Annotated in this window: 20 protein-coding genes and 1 pseudogene; 11 read left to right on the top strand and 10 right to left on the bottom strand. The window is 71.5% G+C overall.

The window, feature by feature from the left end:
* Positions 1-102: 102 nt before the first annotated feature.
* Positions 103-930 carry a hypothetical protein gene (locus NOCA_RS08445; protein ID WP_011754851.1) on the bottom strand — a complete coding sequence of 276 codons (828 nt, stop codon included), beginning with the start codon at positions 928-930 and terminating at the stop codon, positions 103-105.
* A 148-nt stretch (positions 931-1,078) separates the two neighbouring features.
* On the opposite strand from NOCA_RS08445, the gene NOCA_RS08440 reads away from it, so the two are divergent.
* Both NOCA_RS08440 and arfB read left to right on the top strand, forming a co-directional pair.
* Positions 1,079-1,489, top strand: a complete 411-nt coding sequence (locus tag NOCA_RS08440) for a CoA-binding protein (RefSeq protein ID WP_011754850.1) — start codon at positions 1,079-1,081, stop codon at positions 1,487-1,489.
* Between the two features lie 8 nt (positions 1,490-1,497).
* On the top strand, positions 1,498-1,923 hold the full coding sequence (arfB, locus tag NOCA_RS08435; protein WP_041547252.1) for an alternative ribosome rescue aminoacyl-tRNA hydrolase ArfB: 426 nt from the start codon (positions 1,498-1,500) through the stop codon (positions 1,921-1,923).
* A gap of 58 nt (positions 1,924-1,981) precedes the next feature.
* Here the strand turns inward: arfB and metG are convergent, their stop codons facing one another.
* Positions 1,982-3,769 carry a methionine--tRNA ligase gene (gene metG / locus NOCA_RS08430; RefSeq protein WP_011754848.1) on the bottom strand — a complete coding sequence of 596 codons (1,788 nt, stop codon included), beginning with the start codon at positions 3,767-3,769 and terminating at the stop codon, positions 1,982-1,984.
* Between the two features lie 62 nt (positions 3,770-3,831).
* On the opposite strand from metG, the gene NOCA_RS08425 reads away from it, so the two are divergent.
* Positions 3,832-4,521 (top strand): GOLPH3/VPS74 family protein, encoded by a 690-nt coding sequence (locus tag NOCA_RS08425; RefSeq protein ID WP_011754847.1) that lies wholly within the window; start codon positions 3,832-3,834, stop codon positions 4,519-4,521.
* 29 nt (positions 4,522-4,550) lie between these two features.
* On the opposite strand, the gene NOCA_RS08420 is transcribed toward NOCA_RS08425, so the two are convergent.
* From NOCA_RS08420 to chrA, 3 genes are read right to left on the bottom strand one after another with little or no spacing between them, the layout of a single operon-like run.
* Entirely contained in the window at positions 4,551-5,105 is a 555-nt protein-coding gene (locus NOCA_RS08420; RefSeq protein ID WP_011754846.1) for a TIGR03086 family metal-binding protein, read from the bottom strand.
* A 23-nt stretch (positions 5,106-5,128) separates the two neighbouring features.
* The gene (locus NOCA_RS08415; RefSeq protein ID WP_011754845.1) at positions 5,129-5,755 is read right to left on the bottom strand and encodes a mycothiol-dependent nitroreductase Rv2466c family protein; all 627 of its coding nucleotides are present in this window, start codon (positions 5,753-5,755) and stop codon (positions 5,129-5,131) included.
* 1 nt (position 5,756) lies between these two features.
* The gene (gene chrA, locus NOCA_RS08410) at positions 5,757-6,887 is read right to left on the bottom strand and encodes a chromate efflux transporter (protein ID WP_011754844.1); all 1,131 of its coding nucleotides are present in this window, start codon (positions 6,885-6,887) and stop codon (positions 5,757-5,759) included.
* Between the two features lie 64 nt (positions 6,888-6,951).
* On the opposite strand from chrA, the gene pepN reads away from it, so the two are divergent.
* Positions 6,952-9,534, top strand: a complete 2,583-nt coding sequence (gene pepN, locus NOCA_RS08405; protein WP_041546399.1) for an aminopeptidase N — start codon at positions 6,952-6,954, stop codon at positions 9,532-9,534.
* Between the two features lie 61 nt (positions 9,535-9,595).
* On the opposite strand, the gene NOCA_RS08400 is transcribed toward pepN, so the two are convergent.
* Together NOCA_RS08400 and NOCA_RS08395 are read right to left on the bottom strand one after the other, a co-directional pair.
* Positions 9,596-9,985 carry a DUF5130 family protein gene (locus NOCA_RS08400; protein ID WP_011754842.1) on the bottom strand — a complete coding sequence of 130 codons (390 nt, stop codon included), beginning with the start codon at positions 9,983-9,985 and terminating at the stop codon, positions 9,596-9,598.
* A complete protein-coding gene (locus NOCA_RS08395) occupies positions 9,972-10,340 on the bottom strand; it encodes a hypothetical protein (protein WP_011754841.1) in 369 nt (122 codons plus the stop codon). The genes NOCA_RS08400 and NOCA_RS08395 overlap by 14 nt, the downstream gene beginning before the upstream one ends.
* Positions 10,341-10,404: 64 nt before the next feature.
* Here NOCA_RS08395 and NOCA_RS08390 point away from each other — a divergent pair, with 64 nt between their 5' ends.
* A complete protein-coding gene (locus NOCA_RS08390) occupies positions 10,405-11,424 on the top strand; it encodes a mechanosensitive ion channel family protein (protein ID WP_238383437.1) in 1,020 nt (339 codons plus the stop codon).
* 8 nt (positions 11,425-11,432) lie between these two features.
* Here NOCA_RS08390 and NOCA_RS08385 read toward each other — a convergent pair whose 3' ends face one another.
* Complete coding sequence (locus NOCA_RS08385) at positions 11,433-11,858, bottom strand: OsmC family protein (RefSeq protein ID WP_011754839.1); 426 nt, start codon at positions 11,856-11,858, stop codon at positions 11,433-11,435.
* 99 nt (positions 11,859-11,957) lie between these two features.
* Here NOCA_RS08385 and NOCA_RS08380 point away from each other — a divergent pair, with 99 nt between their 5' ends.
* From NOCA_RS08380 to NOCA_RS28640, 4 genes and pseudogenes are all read left to right on the top strand, one after another.
* Positions 11,958-12,332, top strand: coding sequence for a globin (locus NOCA_RS08380; protein ID WP_011754838.1), 375 nt, complete (start codon positions 11,958-11,960; stop codon positions 12,330-12,332).
* A gap of 381 nt (positions 12,333-12,713) precedes the next feature.
* A complete protein-coding gene (locus NOCA_RS27480; RefSeq protein WP_011754837.1) occupies positions 12,714-13,211 on the top strand; it encodes a hypothetical protein in 498 nt (165 codons plus the stop codon).
* Between the two features lie 71 nt (positions 13,212-13,282).
* A complete protein-coding gene (locus NOCA_RS08370; RefSeq protein WP_011754836.1) occupies positions 13,283-13,915 on the top strand; it encodes a hypothetical protein in 633 nt (210 codons plus the stop codon).
* Positions 13,912-14,418: pseudogene (locus NOCA_RS28640) on the top strand (RNA polymerase sigma factor); the annotation flags it as partial. The gene NOCA_RS08370 and the pseudogene NOCA_RS28640, both read left to right, overlap by 4 nt.
* A gap of 39 nt (positions 14,419-14,457) precedes the next feature.
* On the opposite strand, the gene NOCA_RS08365 reads toward NOCA_RS28640, so the two are convergent.
* Together NOCA_RS08365 and NOCA_RS27475 are read right to left on the bottom strand one after the other, a co-directional pair.
* Entirely contained in the window at positions 14,458-15,309 is an 852-nt protein-coding gene (locus NOCA_RS08365; protein WP_011754835.1) for an acyl-CoA thioesterase, read from the bottom strand.
* Positions 15,310-15,352: 43 nt separating this feature from the next.
* Entirely contained in the window at positions 15,353-15,529 is a 177-nt protein-coding gene (locus NOCA_RS27475; protein ID WP_158305646.1) for a hypothetical protein, read from the bottom strand.
* 129 nt (positions 15,530-15,658) lie between these two features.
* On the opposite strand from NOCA_RS27475, the gene NOCA_RS25625 reads away from it, so the two are divergent.
* Both NOCA_RS25625 and NOCA_RS08355 read left to right on the top strand, forming a co-directional pair.
* The gene (locus NOCA_RS25625; RefSeq protein ID WP_011754834.1) at positions 15,659-16,240 is read left to right on the top strand and encodes a TetR/AcrR family transcriptional regulator; all 582 of its coding nucleotides are present in this window, start codon (positions 15,659-15,661) and stop codon (positions 16,238-16,240) included.
* Positions 16,241-16,339: 99 nt separating this feature from the next.
* Positions 16,340-17,554 carry an acetyl-CoA C-acetyltransferase gene (locus tag NOCA_RS08355; protein WP_011754833.1) on the top strand — a complete coding sequence of 405 codons (1,215 nt, stop codon included), beginning with the start codon at positions 16,340-16,342 and terminating at the stop codon, positions 17,552-17,554.
* Positions 17,555-17,609: the final 55 nt, after the last annotated feature.

Genomic DNA, 17,609 nt, shown 5'->3' with positions numbered 1-17,609 from the left:
CTCTATCCGCGGGTCAGCGACTGTTCGCGGCCGGGCGCGCGAACGCCCGGCCGGGGCAGAACCCGGCCGGGCGTTCGCCGGTTCGGCGCTAGTGCCGGGCCGTCACTTGATGATGACCGAGATCGGCTTGCCGAGCGCGTCCTTGCTGTCGCCAGCGGTGAACCCGTCACCCTTGTAGCTGAAGACGGCCTTCTTGCCCTTCAGTGCCTTCGGGAAGGTGAAGACGGTCTTGCCATTGCTGTCGAGCTTCTCGGAGAAGGCCTTCTTGCCGACCTTGGCCACGACCTTGCCGGACGGCGTGCTGTACTCGTTCGTCACGGTCACGATGACCCGGTGCCGCTTGACGGCCTTCACCGTCATCTCGCTGGCCTGCTTCGACAGCGCGACGGTGCCGAGGGTCGCCGGGTCGGCGGTCGAGCACGCGACCGGCACGCTCGGGTTCCCCTGGGAGGTGCTGGAGAACGTGAACGCCGTGGGCAGCTTGACGTCGTAGGTCCCGGCCCTGGGCGTCGTGAACGTCTCGTTGATGCCCGTAGCGTTGACCGTCGAGGTCCCGTCGCCGTTGTCGGCGATGTCGGTCACGGTGAGGGGAGCCCCGATGGTCTCCGAGCCGAGGGTCATCCCGAAGTCGTCAACGGTGCCACCGTCGATCCCGGCGGCCTGCAGGAGCACCGAGGGAACGACGAGGTGGGCCTCCACGCCGAGCAGCGGGGTGATGGTCATGCCCGCGGGCGCGCTCGGCGGGAGCAGCGGCACCGAGACCGACAGCGGGAAGCTTCCCACGGGGGAGCCCAGCGCCGTGCAGGCATAGCTGCCGGTGACCTCGGCGGCGTCGGCGGTGGTGCTGGTGGCGGCGACCAGGCCGCCCGCGATCAGGGCGGTGACGGCGCCCGCGCCGGCGGCGCGTGCGGTGATGGTGCGAAGGTTCATGAAAGTGCTCCCTCCCGAGCAACTCAGGTGGCGCTACCACTCGGTAGCGCGAGATCGCGCCACGTTAACTCCTCCGCGAGACGGCCGTGACCAGAAACCCAGAAGTCTGATCGAATCCTGCGATTTCCCTCCCGACTAGGCTGCGACCATGGCGGACTGGCAGGACCCGGAGCGGGTCCGGTTCATGCTCGACGACTGCGAGACCTGGGCGGTGGTGGGCCTCTCGGGCGACCCGAGCCGCACGGCGTACTCCATCGCCGCCCTGCTCCAGCAGCACGGCAAGCGGATCGTGCCGGTACACCCCGCCGCCCCGACGGTGCTGGGCGAGCAGGGCTACGCGAGCCTGGCCGACATCCCGTTCCCGGTCGACGTGGTGGACGTCTTCCGCCGCTCCGAGGCAGCCGGGGAGTTCGCGGACCAGGCCGTGGCGATCGGCGCGAAGGGCGTGTGGTTCCAGCTCGGCGTCATCGACGAGGACGCGTTCGCGCGGACCACGCAGGCCGGCGTGCCGATGGTGATGGACACCTGTCCCGCCATCGAGTGGCGCAAGCGACGCTGATCCCGGGGATGGACCTCGTCGTCCCGCCCGGGCCCGGTCTGCCTGCCGGGCTGGTGGTCCCGGAGGGCGAGCTGGTGGAGCGCTTCTCCCGCTCGCCGGGCCCCGGCGGGCAGTCGGTGAACACCACCGACAGCCGGGTCGAGCTGGAGTACGACGCGGCCGTCTCGACTGTCCTCGACGACGCCCAGCGGGCTCGTGTCGTCGGCCGGCTCGGCTCGCCCGTGCGGGTGGTCGCCAGCGAGCACCGCTCCCAGCACCGCAACCGGGTCGCCGCCCGGGAGCGGCTCGCGGAACGGCTGCGCGAGGCACTCGCGCCCCCGCCGCCACCCCGCCGACCGACCAAGCCGACCCGTGGCTCCCAGCAGCGCCGGCTGGAGGCCAAGAAGCAGCGCGGCCGGACGAAGTCGCTGCGCGGTCGGGTGCGCGACGACTGAGGCACGCGACCGGTCCGAGGCGTCACCTGGCAGCCGAACCCCGCCGGCGTGTCGCCCCTCAGCTCTCCAGCCGGGCGAGCTCCTCGTCGACGATCGACGGGTCGAGCTTGGTGAAGATCGGCGTGGGCTTCGAGACCGGGGTGCCGGGCACGATCGGGCGCCGCTCCCAGGCGGGGAAGCCGGAGTACTCCCCGGTGATGATCGGGTACGGCGCGCCGCCGTCGAGGTCGTCGACCTCCTCCAGGCGCGGCATCGGGGCGATCTCGCCCGAGCCGCCCAGCGCCCGGTCCACCTCGTTCGCGGCGAACGGCAGGAACGGCGAGAGGATCAGGTTGAGGTCGGCCACACACTGGGCGACGACGTGCAGGATCGTGCCGAGCCGGTCGGGGTCGTCCTTGATCTTCCACGGCTCGGTGTCGGAGACGTACTTGTTGACCTCGGCCACGGCCCGCATCGCCTCGCCGATCGCCTGCTTCTGCCGGTGCCGGCCGATGAGGTCGCCGACGACGCCGAACGCCGAGGCCACGGAGTCCAGGAGAGCCTGGTCCGCTGCGGTGAGCTCGCCGGCCTTCGGGATCTCCCCGAAGTTCTTCGCGATCAGGTTCGCGGTGCGGTTGACCAGGTTGCCCCAGCCGGCGACCAGCTCGTCGTTGGTGCGACGCACGAACTCCGACCAGGTGAAATCGGAGTCCTGGTTCTCCGGCCCGGCGGCCGCGACGAAGTAGCGGAACGCGTCCGGCTGGTACCGGCTGAGCAGGTCGCGCACGTAGATCACGACCCGTTTGGAGGAGGAGAACTTGCGCCCCTCCATCGTGAGGAACTCCGAGGAGACGACCTCGGTGGGCAGGTTCAGCTCGCCGTACTGTCGCGGCGTGCCGCCCTTCGCGCCCTTGCCGGAGTAGGCCAGCAGCTCGGCCGGCCAGATCTGGCTGTGGAAGGTGATGTTGTCCTTGCCCATGAAGTAGTACGACAGGGCGTCCGGGTCGTTCCACCAGTCGCGCCAGCGGTCGGGCTCGTCGAGACGGCGGGCCCACTCGATGGACGCCGACAGGTAGCCGATCACCGCGTCGAACCAGACGTAGAGCCTCTTGGTCGGGTTCTCCCGCCAGCCGTCGAGGGGTACGGCGATGCCCCAGTCGATGTCGCGGGTCATCGCTCGCGGCCGGATCTCCTTGAGGATGTTCTGGCTGAACCGGATCACGTTCGGCCGCCAGAGCCCCGTCGCCTCGCGCCCGTCGAGCCACTCCCCCAGCGCCTCGGCCAGCGCGGGCAGGTCGAGGAAGAAGTGCTGGGTCTCGATGAACTCCGGCGTCTCGCCGTTGATCTTCGAGCGCGGGTCGATCAGGTCGTGCGGGTCCAGCTGGTTGCCGCAGTTGTCGCACTGGTCGCCGCGCGCGCCGTCGTACCCGCAGATCGGGCAGGTGCCCTCGATGTAGCGGTCGGGCAGGGTGCGCCCGGTCGAGGGCGAGATGGCGCCGTACGTCGTCTGCTCGACGAAGTACCCGTTCTCGTAGACGCCGAGGAACAGCTCCTGCACGACCGCGTGGTGGTTGCGGGTGGTGGTGCGCGTGTAGAGGTCGTAGGTCAGGCCGAGCGAGGCCAGGTCCTCGGCGATGATCCGGTGGTTGCGATCGGCCAGCTCCTGCGGCGAGAGCCCGGCCTCGTCGGCCGCGATCAGGATCGGTGTCCCGTGCTCGTCGGAGCCGGAGACCATGAGCACGTCGTGGCCCGCCATCCGCATGTACCGGCTGAAGACGTCGGAGGGCACGCCGAAACCGGCGACGTGGCCGATGTGGCGCGGGCCGTTGGCGTACGGCCAGGCGACGGCGGACAGGACGCGACTCATGGGGTCAATCCTAGGGATCGCCGGCCAGCGGGTTTCCCGCGGCGTCGCGCTACCGTCAGATCGTGGAGACCCTGATCGCGGAGGACCTGCTCCTGTTGCTGCTCGACGACGAGAGCGGGAAGCTCACGCTGACCTCCTACCCCCAGGCCGTGCTCGGCGGAGCGCTCCTCGTGGAGCTGGCGTCCGCCGGGGCGGTGGAGGTCGAGGAGCAGACCGGCGTGTGGCACTCGGCCAAGGTCCGCGCCCTGCCGGGTGCGGCTCCGCAGGACGCAGTGCTGCGCACGGCGTACGACGTCGTGGCGGCCAAGCCGCGCACCGCCCACGACCTCGTGGACCGGCTCGGGAAGGGCACGCGGGAAGCGCTCGCCGAGCGGCTCGGCGCGCGCGGCATCCTCGAGCGGCACGACGACCGGGTGCTGGGCCTGTTCCCGCGCACCCGCTGGCCCGCCGTGGACTCCAGCCGGGAGCAGGAGGTCCGCCGGCAGCTGACCGCCGTCCTCGTCCAGGGCGTCGAGCCCGACGAGCGCACCGGCGCGCTGGTCGCGCTGCTTTCGGCCATCGACAAGCCGCACCAGGTCGTCGACCACGAGGGCCTCTCGGCCGGGCAGGTGCGCAAGCGGGCGAAGCAGGTCGCGAAGGGTGACTGGGCCGCCAAGGCCGTCCGCGACGCGATCACCGCCTCGACGGCGGCCATCACCGCGGTGGCAGCGACGACGGCCGCCGCGGCGGCGGCCGGCGGCGCCGGCACCTGAGCCTCGAGGCTGAGCCGACCAGGCCCGGGTCACCCGGTCGAGCGCCCCGCGAACGCGGCGAGCCGCACGTAGGGTCCGGCGTCGGCGGCGGCCTGCTGCTCGGGACCGAACACCCCGCCTCTGTTGTCCGGCGTCAGGCCGGACCGCAGGAACTCCAGCGCCCGGGTCGCGACCTGCGGGTCGAGGCGCTCGACGGGGAAGCCGATCGCCCGCGCCAGGTCCCAGGTGTGCACCGCGAGCTCTGAGGTCGCCATGTCGGCGGTCGACTCCGTCTCGCCGCCGTGCTCGTGCCACCAGTGGATCAGGTCGTCGCCGGCCACCCGGAACGCCGGGCCCCACTCCTCGGTGACGTGCGGCGGCGCCGACCAGTCGGGCTGCTCGCCGTGCGCCATGGCGAGGAAGTTGGGCGGCGTCGCGACCAAGTGGTCGGCAAGGGCTGCGACGTCCCAGTCCGCGCACGGCGTCGGTCTGTCGAGGACGTCCCGGTGCACCTGGTCGAGCACGTCCCCGGCCTGGTCGAGCGCCCGCGCGAGCACCCGGACGTCGTCACCCCAGCTGGCCTGCGGTGTGTGGTGCGTGGTCATGTCCCCGAGGCTAGGGGCGCCGCTCAGGTGAAGTCGAGGTCCTTGGTGCGGCTGCGCTTGAGCTCGTAGAAGTCCTCGAAGGCCGAGAGCGTGACGAACGCGTCCCACATCCGGCCGGCATCCTCACCGCGTGGGGTCTTGCTGAGCACCGGCCCGAAGAACGCGTGACCCTCGAACGCGATCGTGGGGGTGCCGACCTCGTTGCCGACCTGGTCCATGCCGAGGTGGTGGGAGCGCGCGATCGCCTCGTCGTACGACGAGTCGTCCATCGCGTCGGCGAGCGCCAGGTCGAGACCGGCGTCCGCGAGGGCCGCCTCGATCATCGCGCGGTCCCGGTCCTGCTTCCCGATGTGGATCCGGGTGCCCATCGCGGTGTACAGCGGCAGCAGGACGTCCTTGCCGTACTTCTGCTCCGCGGCCATCAGCACGCGCACCGGCTCCCAGGCGGTGGCCAGGAACTCGCGGTACTCGTCGGAGATGTCCTTGTCCTGGTTGAGGTAGGCCAGGCTCATGATGTGCCAGGTCACGTCGATGTCCCGGACCTTCTCGACCTCGAGGATCCACCGGGAGGTGATCCAGGCGAACGGACAGGCCGGGTCGAACCAGAAGTCCGCCCGGGAACGGGTGCCGGTGGTCGTGTCGGAGGTCATGTCAGTTCCAACCGATCAGGCCGAGGACTATTCCCGCGGTCGCGCCCCCGGCGACGTACCAGGCGCTGTTGAGCTCGGTCCGCCACATCAGCAGGAGGGTGACCGCGAAGATCCCGACCGTCCAGCCGTCGACGAGGGCCGCCCGGCCCAGCTCCCACGAGACGCCGGCCATCAGGGCGAGGGCGGTCGCGTTGAGCCCGTCGAGCATCGTCGAGGTCCACGGCGAGGACCGGAGCCGGTCGGTGATCCGGGTCAGCAGCCCGACGAAGACGAAGGACGGCAGGAAGATCCCGACCGTCGCGAGGAACGCTCCCGGCAGCCCGGCCACGAGGTAGCCGAGGAACGTCGCGGTCGTGAACACCGGACCCGGCGTGACCTGGCCGATCGACACGGCGTCGAGCAGCTGCTGCTGGGTCACCCACCCCAGCCGGTCGACCAGGTCGCCCTGGAGGAACGCCAGCAGCACGTAGCCGCTGCGGTAGAGCACCGCGCCGATCTTGAGCATGGTCAGGAACAGCTGGGCGAGCTGGCCGCCGGTGGGGTCGGGGAACAGCACCGCGAGCGGTGCCAGCAGCCCGTGGCGCGAGCCTCCGGCGCGGCTCGCGACGCGGGCCAGGCCGGCGACCGCGGCGCCACCGAAGAGCACCACCAGCTCGTGGACGCCGAGGAAGTACGCCGCCAGGCCGGCGAGCGCGAGCAACCCGAGCCACACGGTCTTCACGACCGTCCGCAGCAGCGCCACCAGGGCCCAGGCGACGATCGCCAGGACCGCCGGCACCACGCCGTAGAGCAGCCACTCGGCCGACGGGGTGTCGCCGTACTCGACGTAGGCCCAGGCGAGCGCGGTGACGATCAGCGCCGCGGGGAGGATGAAGCACACACCGGCGAGCAGCAGGCCGCGCCAACGGGCCCGGTCGAAGCCGAGGTGGATGGCGAGCTCGGTGGAGTTCGGCCCCGGGATCAGGTTCGTGGCGCCCATCAGGTCCACGAACCGCTCGTCGGTGACCCAGCCGCGGCGGCGGACGAGCTCCTCGCGCATCATCGCGGTGTGCGCGACGGGGCCGCCGAAGGCGATCGTGCCCAACCGGAGGAAGAGCACGGCGACCTCGCGTGTCCGACCCGGCTCGCTCACGGGCTCATCATGCCGATGCATCTCCCTTTCCGGTGACCCCGGCCCGGGTGGCAGGATGCGTCGCATGCCTGGAACCAACCTCACCCGGGACGAGGCCGCGACCCGCGCCGCGCTCCTGGACGTCACCTCGTACGCCATCGACCTGGACCTCACGACCGGTGACGCGACCTTCGGCTCGACCACCACGATCCGATTCACCTGCACCGAGCCCGGTGCCGAGACGTTCGCCGACCTCGTGGACGCGACCGTCCACGAGATCACCCTGAACGGCGAGCAGGTCGACCCGGCCACGGCGTACGCCGACAGCCGGATCACCTTGACCGGCCTCGCGGCCGAGAACGAGCTGGTCGTGCGCGCCGACTGCACCTACTCCCGCACCGGTGAGGGCCTGCACCGCTTCGTCGACCCCGCCGACGACCGGGTCTACACCTACTCCCAGTTCGAGGTCCCCGACGCCCGGCGCGTGTACACGACCTTCGAGCAGCCCGACCTCAAGGCGCCGTTCCAGTTCACGGTGACGGCGCCGGAGGGCTGGAAGGTCATCTCCAACTCCCCCACCCCTGAACCCGAGGTCCTGGACGGGGGGTCCAAGGGGGGCGGAGCCCCCCTTGTGGGCGGAGCCCCCCTTGTGTGGCGCTTCGCGCCGACCAAGCCGCTCTCGACGTACGTCACCGCGATCGTCGCGGGCGAGTACCACGAGGTGCAGCACGTCTACAAGGGCAGGCACGGCGACATCCCGCTGGGCCACTACTGCCGCCAGTCGCTCGTCGAGCACCTCGACGTCGAGGAGCTCGTGAAGATCACCGAGCAGGGGTTCGGCTACTTCGAGGACGCCTTCGACTACCCCTACCCGTTCGGCAAGTACGACCAGCTCTACGTGCCGGAGTACAACATGGGCGCGATGGAGAACGCCGGGTGCGTGACGCTGCGCGACGAGTACCTCCCCCGCAGCCGCCAGGACCGCGCGTTCTACGAGTTCCGGGTCGAGGTCATCTTGCACGAGATGGCGCACATGTGGTTCGGCGACCTCGTGACGATGAAGTGGTGGGACGACCTCTGGCTCAACGAGTCGTTCGCCGAGTGGGCGTGCTACCACGCCGCGGTCGAGGCCACGGAGTTCACCGAGGTCTGGACGGGCTTCACCAACGCCCGCAAGAACTGGGCCTACCGCCAGGACCAGCTGCCCAGCACGCACCCGATCGCCGCCGACAACGTCGACCTGCGCGCCGTCGAAGTCAACTTCGACGGCATCACCTACGCCAAGGGCGCCTCGGTGCTCAAGCAGCTGGTCGCCTGGGTCGGCCTGGAGAACTTCCTGGAGGGCGTGCGCGCCTACTTCAAGGAGTTCGAGTACGGCAACACCGAGTTCAAGGACCTGCTGGCCGCCCTCGAGGCGTCCTCGGGCCGAGACCTCGAGGCGTGGGCCCAGGAGTGGCTCCAGACCTCGGGCGTCAACACGCTCGCGGCCGAGTTCGAGCTCGACGACGAGGGCAACTACAGCTCCTTCGCGATCCGGCAGACCGCGGCGCCCGAGCAGCCGACGCTGCGCCGCCACCGGCTCGGCGTGGGTCTCTACGACGCCGCGGACGGCCGGCTGGTCCGCCGTACCTCCCTGGAGACGGACGTCGCCGGCGAGCTCACCGAGGTCGCGGAGCTGGTCGGCCAGCGCCAGCCGGACCTGCTGCTGCTCAACGAGGGCGACCTGGCCTACGCGAAGATCCGCCTCGACGAGCGCTCCCTGGCGAGCGTCGTGGGTGGCATCGCGACGCTCGACGACTCGCTCGCCCGCGCGCTCTGCTGGGGCGCGGCGTGGGACATGACCCGCGACGCGGAGATGAGCGCGACCGACTTCGTCGCCCTGGTGCTCAGCGGGATCGGCAGCGAGACCGACGCGTTCGGCGTGAGCCGGATCCCGACGTACGCCGCCCAGGCCGCCACGCTCTACTCGGCCCCGGAGAACCGCGCCGCCCTGCGGGCGACCTGGGAGCAGGGCCTGCGCAAGCTGCTCGACAACGCCGAGCCCGGCAGCGACCACCAGCTGTCGTTCGCGCGCGCGTACGCCGGCGCCGCGCACAGCGACACGGCGGTCGCCGACCTCGAGGGCCTGCTCGACGGCACGCTCACGTTCCAGGGGCTCGCGGTCGACACCGACCTCCGGTGGACCCTGCTCAGCGGTCTCGCGAAGAACGGCCGCGCCGACGCCGACCGGATCGCCGAGGAGCTCGCCCGCGACAACACCATCTCCGGGCAGGAGCACGCCGCCGCCGCCCGGGCGCAGCGGCCCACCGCCGAGGCGAAGGCCGAGGCGTGGGAGATCGCGATGGTCCGCGACGACGTCGCCAACGAGACCCAGCGCAGCGTGGTGCTCGCCTTCCAGGTGTTCGGCCAGGACGAGGTGCTGGCGCCGTACGTCGAGAAGTACCTCGAGGCCGCCGACACCATGTGGGAGGAGAAGGGCACCCAGCGGGCTTCGACCGCGCTGGAGTTCATCTTCCCCAAGCAGCTCGCCAGCCAGGACCTGCTCGACCGGGTGGACGCCTGGCTGGAGTCCTCCCCGGCGAACCCGGCCGCGAAGCGCTACGTGCGCGAGGGCCGCGCGGATGTCGCCCGGGCCTTGGCCGCCCAGGCCAGGGACGCCCAGGCCTGAGCCTCGGCACCCGCTGCAGCGTCGACCCGCCCGAGGCGCTCGGGCGGGTCGACCGCTCAGCTCAGCCTCGATGCTCGGAGTGGAGGATGTCCGGTCCGCGCGCGTGGTCGGCGAGCATCTGGATGCCGCGGCGCAGGCCGCCGACGAGGTCGCCCTCGGTGAACGACGTCTGCATCTGCAGCGCGGTCAGCTCGACCTCGGGGTCCGTGAGGTGGCTGCGCACGATGGCGCCGGTGACGATCTCCAGGGCCCGCGCGGTGGGGTCGACCAGGATGAGGACGCTGCGCTCGGGTGCGACCAGTGACCCGTGCAGGCGGGTGGCGAAGGCGTGCGGATCGCCCTCGGCACGGCCGATGAACACGCTGAACTCGTAGCGCGAGACCTGCTCGGCGGTGCGGATCGCGTCCTCGATCGCGAACCGCTCGGCGGCGCCCAGCTCACCACCGCGCACTTGCGCCCCCGGCGCCGGTCTCGCCGGCCTCGGCCGGCGGCAGCTCGGCCGTGCCCTGGCGGGGGCCGCCGAACCACTGGTCGTCGCCCGAGGCCAGCGCGTGCCGCTCGCGACCACGGCCCGGGACCATGACCAGCACGGCGATCACCGCGATCAGCAGCAGCGGCACGCCACCGAGCAGGAGGACGGCGTGCACCGGGTCGACCTTGTCCGACACCGGCCAGCCCTCGGGCGTGTCCGCGCCCGCGGGGCCGGCGGCGAGGAGGACGAGCGAGCCGGCGAGCAGCACGACGGTGCTGCGACGGACGCCGCTGAGGACGCTGCGGAGGACGGGGTGCGCGAGCTTCGTGGTCACGCCGCCAGCCTATCGGCTCGGTGGGGTCGAGGAGCCTAGGCCCGGTGCGGTAGACATGGGGCCCATGTTCGGCTTCGGAGACAGCGACTGCGACACGGGCCACGACCTGTGTGAGTGGACCTTCAAGATGACCGACAACCAGGGCGTGGCGAACGCGGTGGATGTGCTGATCGGCAAGCCGCTCTCGATCGCCGGTCTGCTGCTCCTGATGATGGTCGTCCGGTGGCTGCTGCACCGGCTCGTGGACCGCTTGGTGGTGAGCGCCGAGGACGGCGTGCTGCCCGACCGGGTGAGCCGGTTCGGCCTGCGCGGCAAGGCCGCGCAGCAGGCGACCGCCCAGGACCTCGCGGCGTCGACCCGCCGGGTGCAGCGCGCCAAGACCATGGGCGACCTGCTCAAGAGCGTGATCACCGGCCTGCTGATCGCGGTCTTCGGCACCATGATCCTCAGCGAGATCGGCGTCAACATCGCCCCGATCATCGCCAGCGCCGGCATCATCGGCATCGCGCTCGGCTTCGGCGCCCAGTCGCTGGTCAAGGACTTCCTGTCGGGGATCTTCATGATCTTCGAGGACCAGTACGGCGTCGGCGACGTGGTCGACGTCGGCGAGGCGAGCGGCACGGTCGAGGCGGTGAGCCTGCGCGTCACCCGCCTGCGCGACCTGAACGGGACGGTCTGGTACGTGCCGAACGGCGAGATCCTGCGGGTCGGGAACATGAGCCAGAACTGGTCGCGGGCGGTGGTCGACGTCAGCGTCGCGTATGGCGAGGACGTCGCCCGCGTCACCCGCGTCCTCAAGGAGCTGGCGCACGACCTGTGGGAGGACGACGACTTCCACGGCATCATCATCGAGGAGCCCGAGGTGACCGGGGTCGAGGTCCTCGGCCCCGAGTCGCTGACGCTGCGCGTGCTGCTCAAGACCGCGCCGATGGAGCAGTGGGGCATCGCCCGCGAGCTGCGCCAACGGATCAAGGCCCGCTTCGACCACGAGGGCATCGAGATCCCGCTCCCCCAGCGGGTCATCTGGCACCGAGAGCAGCAGACGGGCCCCGCTCCCGAGGAAGCGGAGCCCGTCGAGGGCTGATCGGAGGGTCAGGCCAGGGACGCCTCCAGCGTGATCGTGGTGCCGGCGAGCGCCTGGCTGACCGGGCAGCCCTCCTTGGCGGCCTGGGCGGCCGCGACGAAGTCGTCGCCGCTCATGCCCTCGACGACGCCCTTGACGGTCAGCTTGATGCCGGTGATCCCGGTGCCGGGGGTGAACTCGACCTCGGCGCTGGTGTCCAGCGAGGTGGGCGGGGTGCCGGCCTTGGCGAGCCCGTTCGACAGTGCCATCGAGAAGCACGACGCGTGTGCCGCGGCGATCAGCTCCTCGGGGCTCGTCTTCCCGTTCGGCTCCTCCGCGCGCGCAGGCCACGAGACGTCGTAGGTGCCGAGGCCGGAGGACTCGAGGGTGACCTTGCCGGCTCCCTCGAAGAGGCTGCCTTCCCAGTGCGTGCTGGCGGTGCGGGTCGTTGCCATGGACGGATCACTCCTCGTTCGTCGGCTTGGAAGTCCGGGACGTCGCGAGTCTTGCACGCCGGCGTACGACGCTCACCCGGCGACCGCCAGAATGGACCGGTGAGCACGTTCTACGAGGAGATCGGCGGATTCGAGACGATCCGGCGGATCGTCGCGAGGTTCTACGAGGGGGTCGCCGCGGACCCGGTGCTCCGGCCCATGTACCCCGAGGAGGACCTCGGTCCCGCCGAGGAGCGGTTCCTGCTGTTCCTCGTGCAGTACTGGGGCGGCCCCACGACGTACTCCGACAGCCGCGGCCATCCTCGCCTGCGGGCCCGGCACGCACCGTTCGCGGTGACCCCCGAGGCCAAGGAGCACTGGCTCCGGCACTTCCGCGCGGGCCTGGACGAGGTGGCGCTCACCCCGGAGCAGGACGCGCAGTTCTGGGACTACATCACCCACGCCGCCCAGTTCATGGTCAACAGCCTCGAGTGAGCACGCGCGGAGAAATCCGGCGCTCCTGCTGCATCTGTGGTTCTGCACCAGGCGGTGGGGCCTGGTCGAGGCTGGGGTCTCCGGGAGGTCATGCGGACGGTGTTACCGCTTGCTCCGTCTGCATGACGTCCCGCCAGAACCCGGCGGCCGGGAGCGAACCGCAACCGCCCGCCCACCGTGCCCCCTGCCAGCCTTGTCGGCCGTCACCCCAGGCCGTCCGCAAGCCACGCAACGCCCGACCCGGGGCTCTACGCACCCACTGATAGGTCAGGAGAGCCAGAAATCCTCGAGGTCGTGTAACACCGGGCGCGGGTCGCGACAGGTCAGGGGTGAAACGGGCGGGAGACCGCCGACCCAATCCCCCGACACAGGAGGCCCAGCATGCGCAGGACCACCACCGCTGTCACCGCGACCGCGGCGCTCGCTGCCGCACTCACCTTCGGTACGGCGTACGCGACCCAGACGGGCTCGGACAGCGACGATGCCAGTGCCACGACCACCACGACGAGCTCGCCCGTCCTGAACAAGAACGGCCACGAGGTCAACGAGCACGCGGCCTTCGGCCAGGCGCGCGCGGCCGAGGCCCGCGCCCAGCACGAGGCACCGGAGACCGAGGCACCGGAGACCGAGGCGCCCGAGACCGAGGCACCCGAGACCGAGGCACCCGAGACCGAGGCGCCCGAGACCCAGGGCCCGAACGAGCACGCCGGGACCCACCCCGACACCCACGCCCTCGAGGGTGGCACCGAGCACGGCCAGGACGGCCTGGAGCACGGCCACCAGGGTGACCACGCCGACGGCGACCAGGGCAACGGCCCGGACGAGCACGCCGGCGAGCACCCGAACGAGCACGCCTCCCCCGAGCCCGCTGAGGGCTGATCCAGGACCGGCGGTCCCGACGTTGACCCACCCCCGACTAACGTCGGGACCGCCAACCCTGCGAGGACGACATGGCCGACCACCGAACCCGTGGCGCGCAGCTGCGCACGCCCGCTCCCACGTTGGAGCCGGACGCTGCGTTCCTTGCGCGCCTGAGCTCGCTCGCCGCGGCCGGCGCTCCGGCACCGGCCGGCGCAGCGGCACCGCGCCGGGCCTGGCGCGTGGGGCTGGCTGCGGCGAGTGTCGCGACGGTGCTGGTCGGCGGCACCTGGCTCAGCGGCTTCGCCGACAACGGCTCGCCGGCGCCGCCGGCAACGCCCCCGAGCGGGCCCACCACCCTCCCGAGCACCACGCCCGACTCCTCGACGAGCGACGGGCCCGACGAGACCGGCCAGACCTCGGACGACACCTTGCCCGGGTCGACCGGCGCCACCGACGGCGGCAGTGCCCCGGGCGCCGGCCCCACCGGGACCCACGAGCCCCAGGGTGAGGACGAGTCGGACCAGGCCGGACCCACCGGCACTCCGGGAGTCGGGCAGGGACAGCAGCCCGGCGAGAACGAGGGACCCGACCACCAGGGGCAGGGGCCGGACGAGCATGCCGGCGACCATCCCGACGAGCACGCCACCCAGAAGGCGGACAATGCGGACCAGGCCGCCGGGGAGCACCCCGGCGGCGGAGCAGGCGGCAGACAAGCCAGGTGAGCAGCGACGACGACGTGGTGGCGTCCGCCAAGCGGGGCGACGCCGAGGCGTGGCGCGCCCTCTACCGCAGCCACGCCGGCCGTCTGCTGGTCTGGCTCAGCACCCGCCCGAGCGGTGACAGTGCCATCGCCGCCGAGGACCTCGCCGCCGACGCGTGGCTGATCGCCGCCGAGAAGGTCCACGACTTCGACGGGACGGCCGACGAGTTCGCCGGCTGGCTGTTCGGCATCGCGCGCAACCTCGGCGGCAACGTGCGCCGCCGCAGCCGGCGTCGCGGCACCTACGCCACCGACCCCGGTGAGCTCGGTGAGCCCGGGCCGCTTGCCGGCCCGGAGTCGTCGTACGCCGCGCAGGACTGGGTGGTCCGTGCCCTCGCGACGCTGCCGCCGCGTGAGCGCGACGTCGTCGGCTGCCTCGACGTCGTGGGCTTGGACATCGAGACCACCGCCCGGGCGCTCGACCTGTCGCACGTGGCGGTGCGGGTGGCGCGGCACCGCGGCCTGAAGCGGCTGCGGCTGGCGGCGCCCGACCCCCCCCGGCCCTCAGGACGTCAGCAGCGAGCGCAGCGCCTCGAGGTAGGGCTCGGGCGGAGCGAGCGACCGCTCGGTCCGAGGATCGAAGAACACGATCGCGATCCGCGCCCGCGCCAGCACCGTCTCCCCGTCGAGGATCAGCGACTCGATCGTCGCCGAGCGCTGGCCGACGCGGGACATCCAGGACCAGGCGTGGTACGCCTCCGGCCGGAACAGGATCGGCACCCGGTAGTCGACGTCGGTCTGCCCGACGACGAGCGAGATCGGCTCCAAGCCCTGCCACAGGTCGGCCATCAGCTGGATCCGGGCCTCCTGGAGGTACTCGAAGTACTTCACGTTGTTCACGTGGCCGTAGACGTCGACGTCGGAGAACCGCACCTGCACCGGTGCGTGCGCGGCCACCTCGGGGCGGGCCGACGCCAGTGGTGCCCGCGGGCCCGGCTCGTCGGGCTCCAGGAACGTCGCCAGGGTCTCCCGCTCGAGTGCCGTGAGCCGGCGCGGACGCTCGCTGGCGAAGACGTACGGCGTCAGCACGGTCCTGGCACGCACGTACACGTGTCGTCCCTCGTCGCGCTCGTGGAAGATCTCGTAGGCGAGGGTGAAGGCCGCCGCTCGGATCTCGGTGACCCACGACTCGATGGACACCGGCTCGAACCCGAAGGCGAGCGGGGCGAGGTAGCTCACCTCGTGGCGGACGACCACGACGCCCTCGGCCAGGTCGCCGGTGCTCGCGGCGGGGCCGTGGGTGCGCAGCATGTCGACGCGGGCCTCCTGGAGGTAGTCCACGTAGACGACGTTGTTCACGTGCCCCAGTGGGTCCAGGTCGGCCCAGCGCAGGGGGCACCGATAGGTGTGCCGCACGGGGTCGATGCTGCCAGACCGCGGCCCGAGGGGCCGCCTGCGATCAGTGCGTGATCACCAGGCGTCGGTAGTGCGTGCGCACCGACCCGTGGCGCGCGAGCCGGTCGCGCCGGTTGCTGACGACGAACTCGCCGAGCACGGCGATGGCGACGACGGATGCGATCAGCCCGAAGACGATGAAGGCCACGCCGAATGCGGCCTGGGTGGTGCAGAAGGCCACGGCGTACCTTTCTACAACTGTAGATTTCATCTATGCAGAAGTTGGTTCCGTGATCGGCACCGGACAAGGGCCGGGCTCGGAACGAGGTAGTGTCCCGGCTCACAGGCCAGCAGGACCAGGAAGGTCGCGATGTCCACGAGCCCGCGCCGCCGCCAGCTCCTCGACGCCGCGCTCCACGTCATCGCCGACGACGGGCTGCGCGGTCTCACCCACCGAGCCGTGGACCGTCGTGCCGGACTTCCCGAGGGCAGCTGCTCCGCCTACTGGCGGACCCGCGCCGCGCTCCACGGCGCGCTCACCGAGTACGTCGCGCAGAGTCTCCTCGGTGACGTCGACGAGCTCGCGGAGCGGCTCCGGACCGAGTGCGAGGGCGACGAGGAGAGCATCGATGCCGCCCTGTCGCTGTTCCTGCACTGGCTCGATCAGCGCGAGCTGCTCGTCGCGCGCCTGGAGCTGAGCATGGCGGCGACCCGTGACTCCGGCCTGGCCGCGCTGCTCGCCGACCACCGGTCCCGACTGGTCACCCTGGTCGAGGGGATCATGGCGACCTCGGGCAAGGGGTACGCCCGCGACCGCGCCGAGACCCTGGTGGCGTCGTACGACGGCGTCCTGCTCGCGGCGCTGCTGCGACCGCCCGCCAGCCGACGGGAGTTCCTGACCCGCTCGCTCGAGCTCCTCGGCGAGCAGCTCGGGGGCGAGCCCGCGGCGTGACGAGCGTCTCGTCCACGCCAGGAGAACACGGTCTAATCTGGCCGGACACCTCGACCCACCCCTCCGATCGCCCGCGATCGCAACCGAGATGGAGCTTGCATGCCCGAGGCAGTCATCGTTTCCGTCGCCCGCTCCCCCATCGGCCGGGCCAACAAGGGCTCGCTGAAGGACCTGCGGCCCGACGACCTGAGCGCGTTCATCATCAAGACCGCGCTGGACAAGGTCGAGGGCCTCGACCCCCACACCGTCGACGACGTGTACCTCGGCTGCGGCCTGCCCGGAGGCGAGTCGGGCAACAACATGGCGCGGATCGTCAACGTGCTCAACGGCATGGACGACGTCCCGGGCGCCACCATCACCCGCTACTGTGCCTCCTCGGTGCAGACCACCCGGATGGCGTTCCACGCGATCAAGGCCGGCGAGGGCGACATCTTCGTCTCCGCCGGCGTCGAGACCGTCTCCCGCTTCGCGAAGGGCACCTCCGACCACTGGCCGGACACCAAGAACCCGCTGTACGACGAGGCGATGGCGCGCACCGAGAAGACCGCGGAGGGCGGCGTCGACTGGCACGATCCCCGCGAGGACGGGCTGCTCCCCGACGCCTACATCGCGATGGGGCAGACCGCTGAGAACGTGGCCCGGCTGCGCGGGCTGGACCGCAAGGAGCTCGACGAGTTCGGTGTGCGCTCCCAGAACCTCGCCGAGAAGGCCATCAACGACGGCTTCTGGGCCCGCGAGATCACCCCCGTCACCACCCCCGACGGCACCGTCGTCAGCCAGGACGACGGCCCGCGTGCCGGCGTCACCTACGAGGCGATCTCGCAGCTCAAGCCCGTCTTCCGCCCCGACGGCGTGGTCACCGCCGGCAACTGCTGCCCGCTCAACGACGGTGCTGCGGCCGTGGTGATCATGTCCGACACCAAGGCCGCCGAGCTCGGCGTCACGCCGCTGGCGCGGATCGTCGCGACCGGCGTGAGCGGCCTCTCCCCCGAGATCATGGGCCTCGGCCCGGTCGAGGCCACCAGGCGGGCCCTGGCCCACGCCAAGATGAGCATCGGCGACATCGACCTGGTCGAGATCAACGAGGCGTTCGCGGCTCAGGTCGTGCCGTCCTACCAGGACCTCGGCATCGACCTCGACCGGCTCAACGTCAACGGTGGGGCGATCGCGGTCGGCCACCCGTTCGGCATGACCGGCGCCCGCCTCCAGAACACGATGCTGAACTCGCTGGACTGGCACGACAAGACGACCGGCCTGATCACCATGTGCGTGGGCGGCGGCCAGGGCATGGCCCTGATCCTCGAGCGGCTCTGACCCTCACCGCGACGCACACCGGACGCCCGGCCGCCCACCGCGGCCGGGCGTCCTC

The organism is Nocardioides sp. JS614 (genome assembly GCF_000015265.1).
Taxonomy (GTDB): Bacteria; Actinomycetota; Actinomycetes; order Propionibacteriales; family Nocardioidaceae; genus Nocardioides.
The sequence above is the reverse complement of the archived record's forward strand: the minus strand, read 5'-3'. Positions and strand labels throughout refer to the sequence as shown.

Excerpts from the sequence above, each read along its gene's own strand:
- NOCA_RS08355 (WP_011754833.1), top strand. The coding sequence starts at position 16,340 with ATGCCCGAGGCAGTCATCGTTTCCGTCGCCCGCTCCCCCATCGGCCGG.
- NOCA_RS08385 (WP_011754839.1), bottom strand. The coding sequence starts at position 11,858 with ATGGCAACGACCCGCACCGCCAGCACGCACTGGGAAGGCAGCCTCTTC.
- pepN (WP_041546399.1), top strand. The coding sequence starts at position 6,952 with ATGCCTGGAACCAACCTCACCCGGGACGAGGCCGCGACCCGCGCCGCG.
- NOCA_RS08390 (WP_238383437.1), top strand. The coding sequence starts at position 10,405 with ATGTTCGGCTTCGGAGACAGCGACTGCGACACGGGCCACGACCTGTGT.
- NOCA_RS08415 (WP_011754845.1), bottom strand. The coding sequence starts at position 5,755 with ATGACCTCCGACACGACCACCGGCACCCGTTCCCGGGCGGACTTCTGG.
- NOCA_RS08370 (WP_011754836.1), top strand. The coding sequence starts at position 13,283 with ATGGCCGACCACCGAACCCGTGGCGCGCAGCTGCGCACGCCCGCTCCC.
- NOCA_RS08440 (WP_011754850.1), top strand. The coding sequence starts at position 1,079 with ATGGCGGACTGGCAGGACCCGGAGCGGGTCCGGTTCATGCTCGACGAC.
- NOCA_RS27480 (WP_011754837.1), top strand. The coding sequence starts at position 12,714 with ATGCGCAGGACCACCACCGCTGTCACCGCGACCGCGGCGCTCGCTGCC.
- metG (WP_011754848.1), bottom strand. The coding sequence starts at position 3,769 with ATGAGTCGCGTCCTGTCCGCCGTCGCCTGGCCGTACGCCAACGGCCCG.
- NOCA_RS08420 (WP_011754846.1), bottom strand. The coding sequence starts at position 5,105 with ATGACCACGCACCACACACCGCAGGCCAGCTGGGGTGACGACGTCCGG.
- NOCA_RS25625 (WP_011754834.1), top strand. The coding sequence starts at position 15,659 with ATGTCCACGAGCCCGCGCCGCCGCCAGCTCCTCGACGCCGCGCTCCAC.
- arfB (WP_041547252.1), top strand. The coding sequence starts at position 1,498 with ATGGACCTCGTCGTCCCGCCCGGGCCCGGTCTGCCTGCCGGGCTGGTG.
- NOCA_RS08445 (WP_011754851.1), bottom strand. The coding sequence starts at position 930 with ATGAACCTTCGCACCATCACCGCACGCGCCGCCGGCGCGGGCGCCGTC.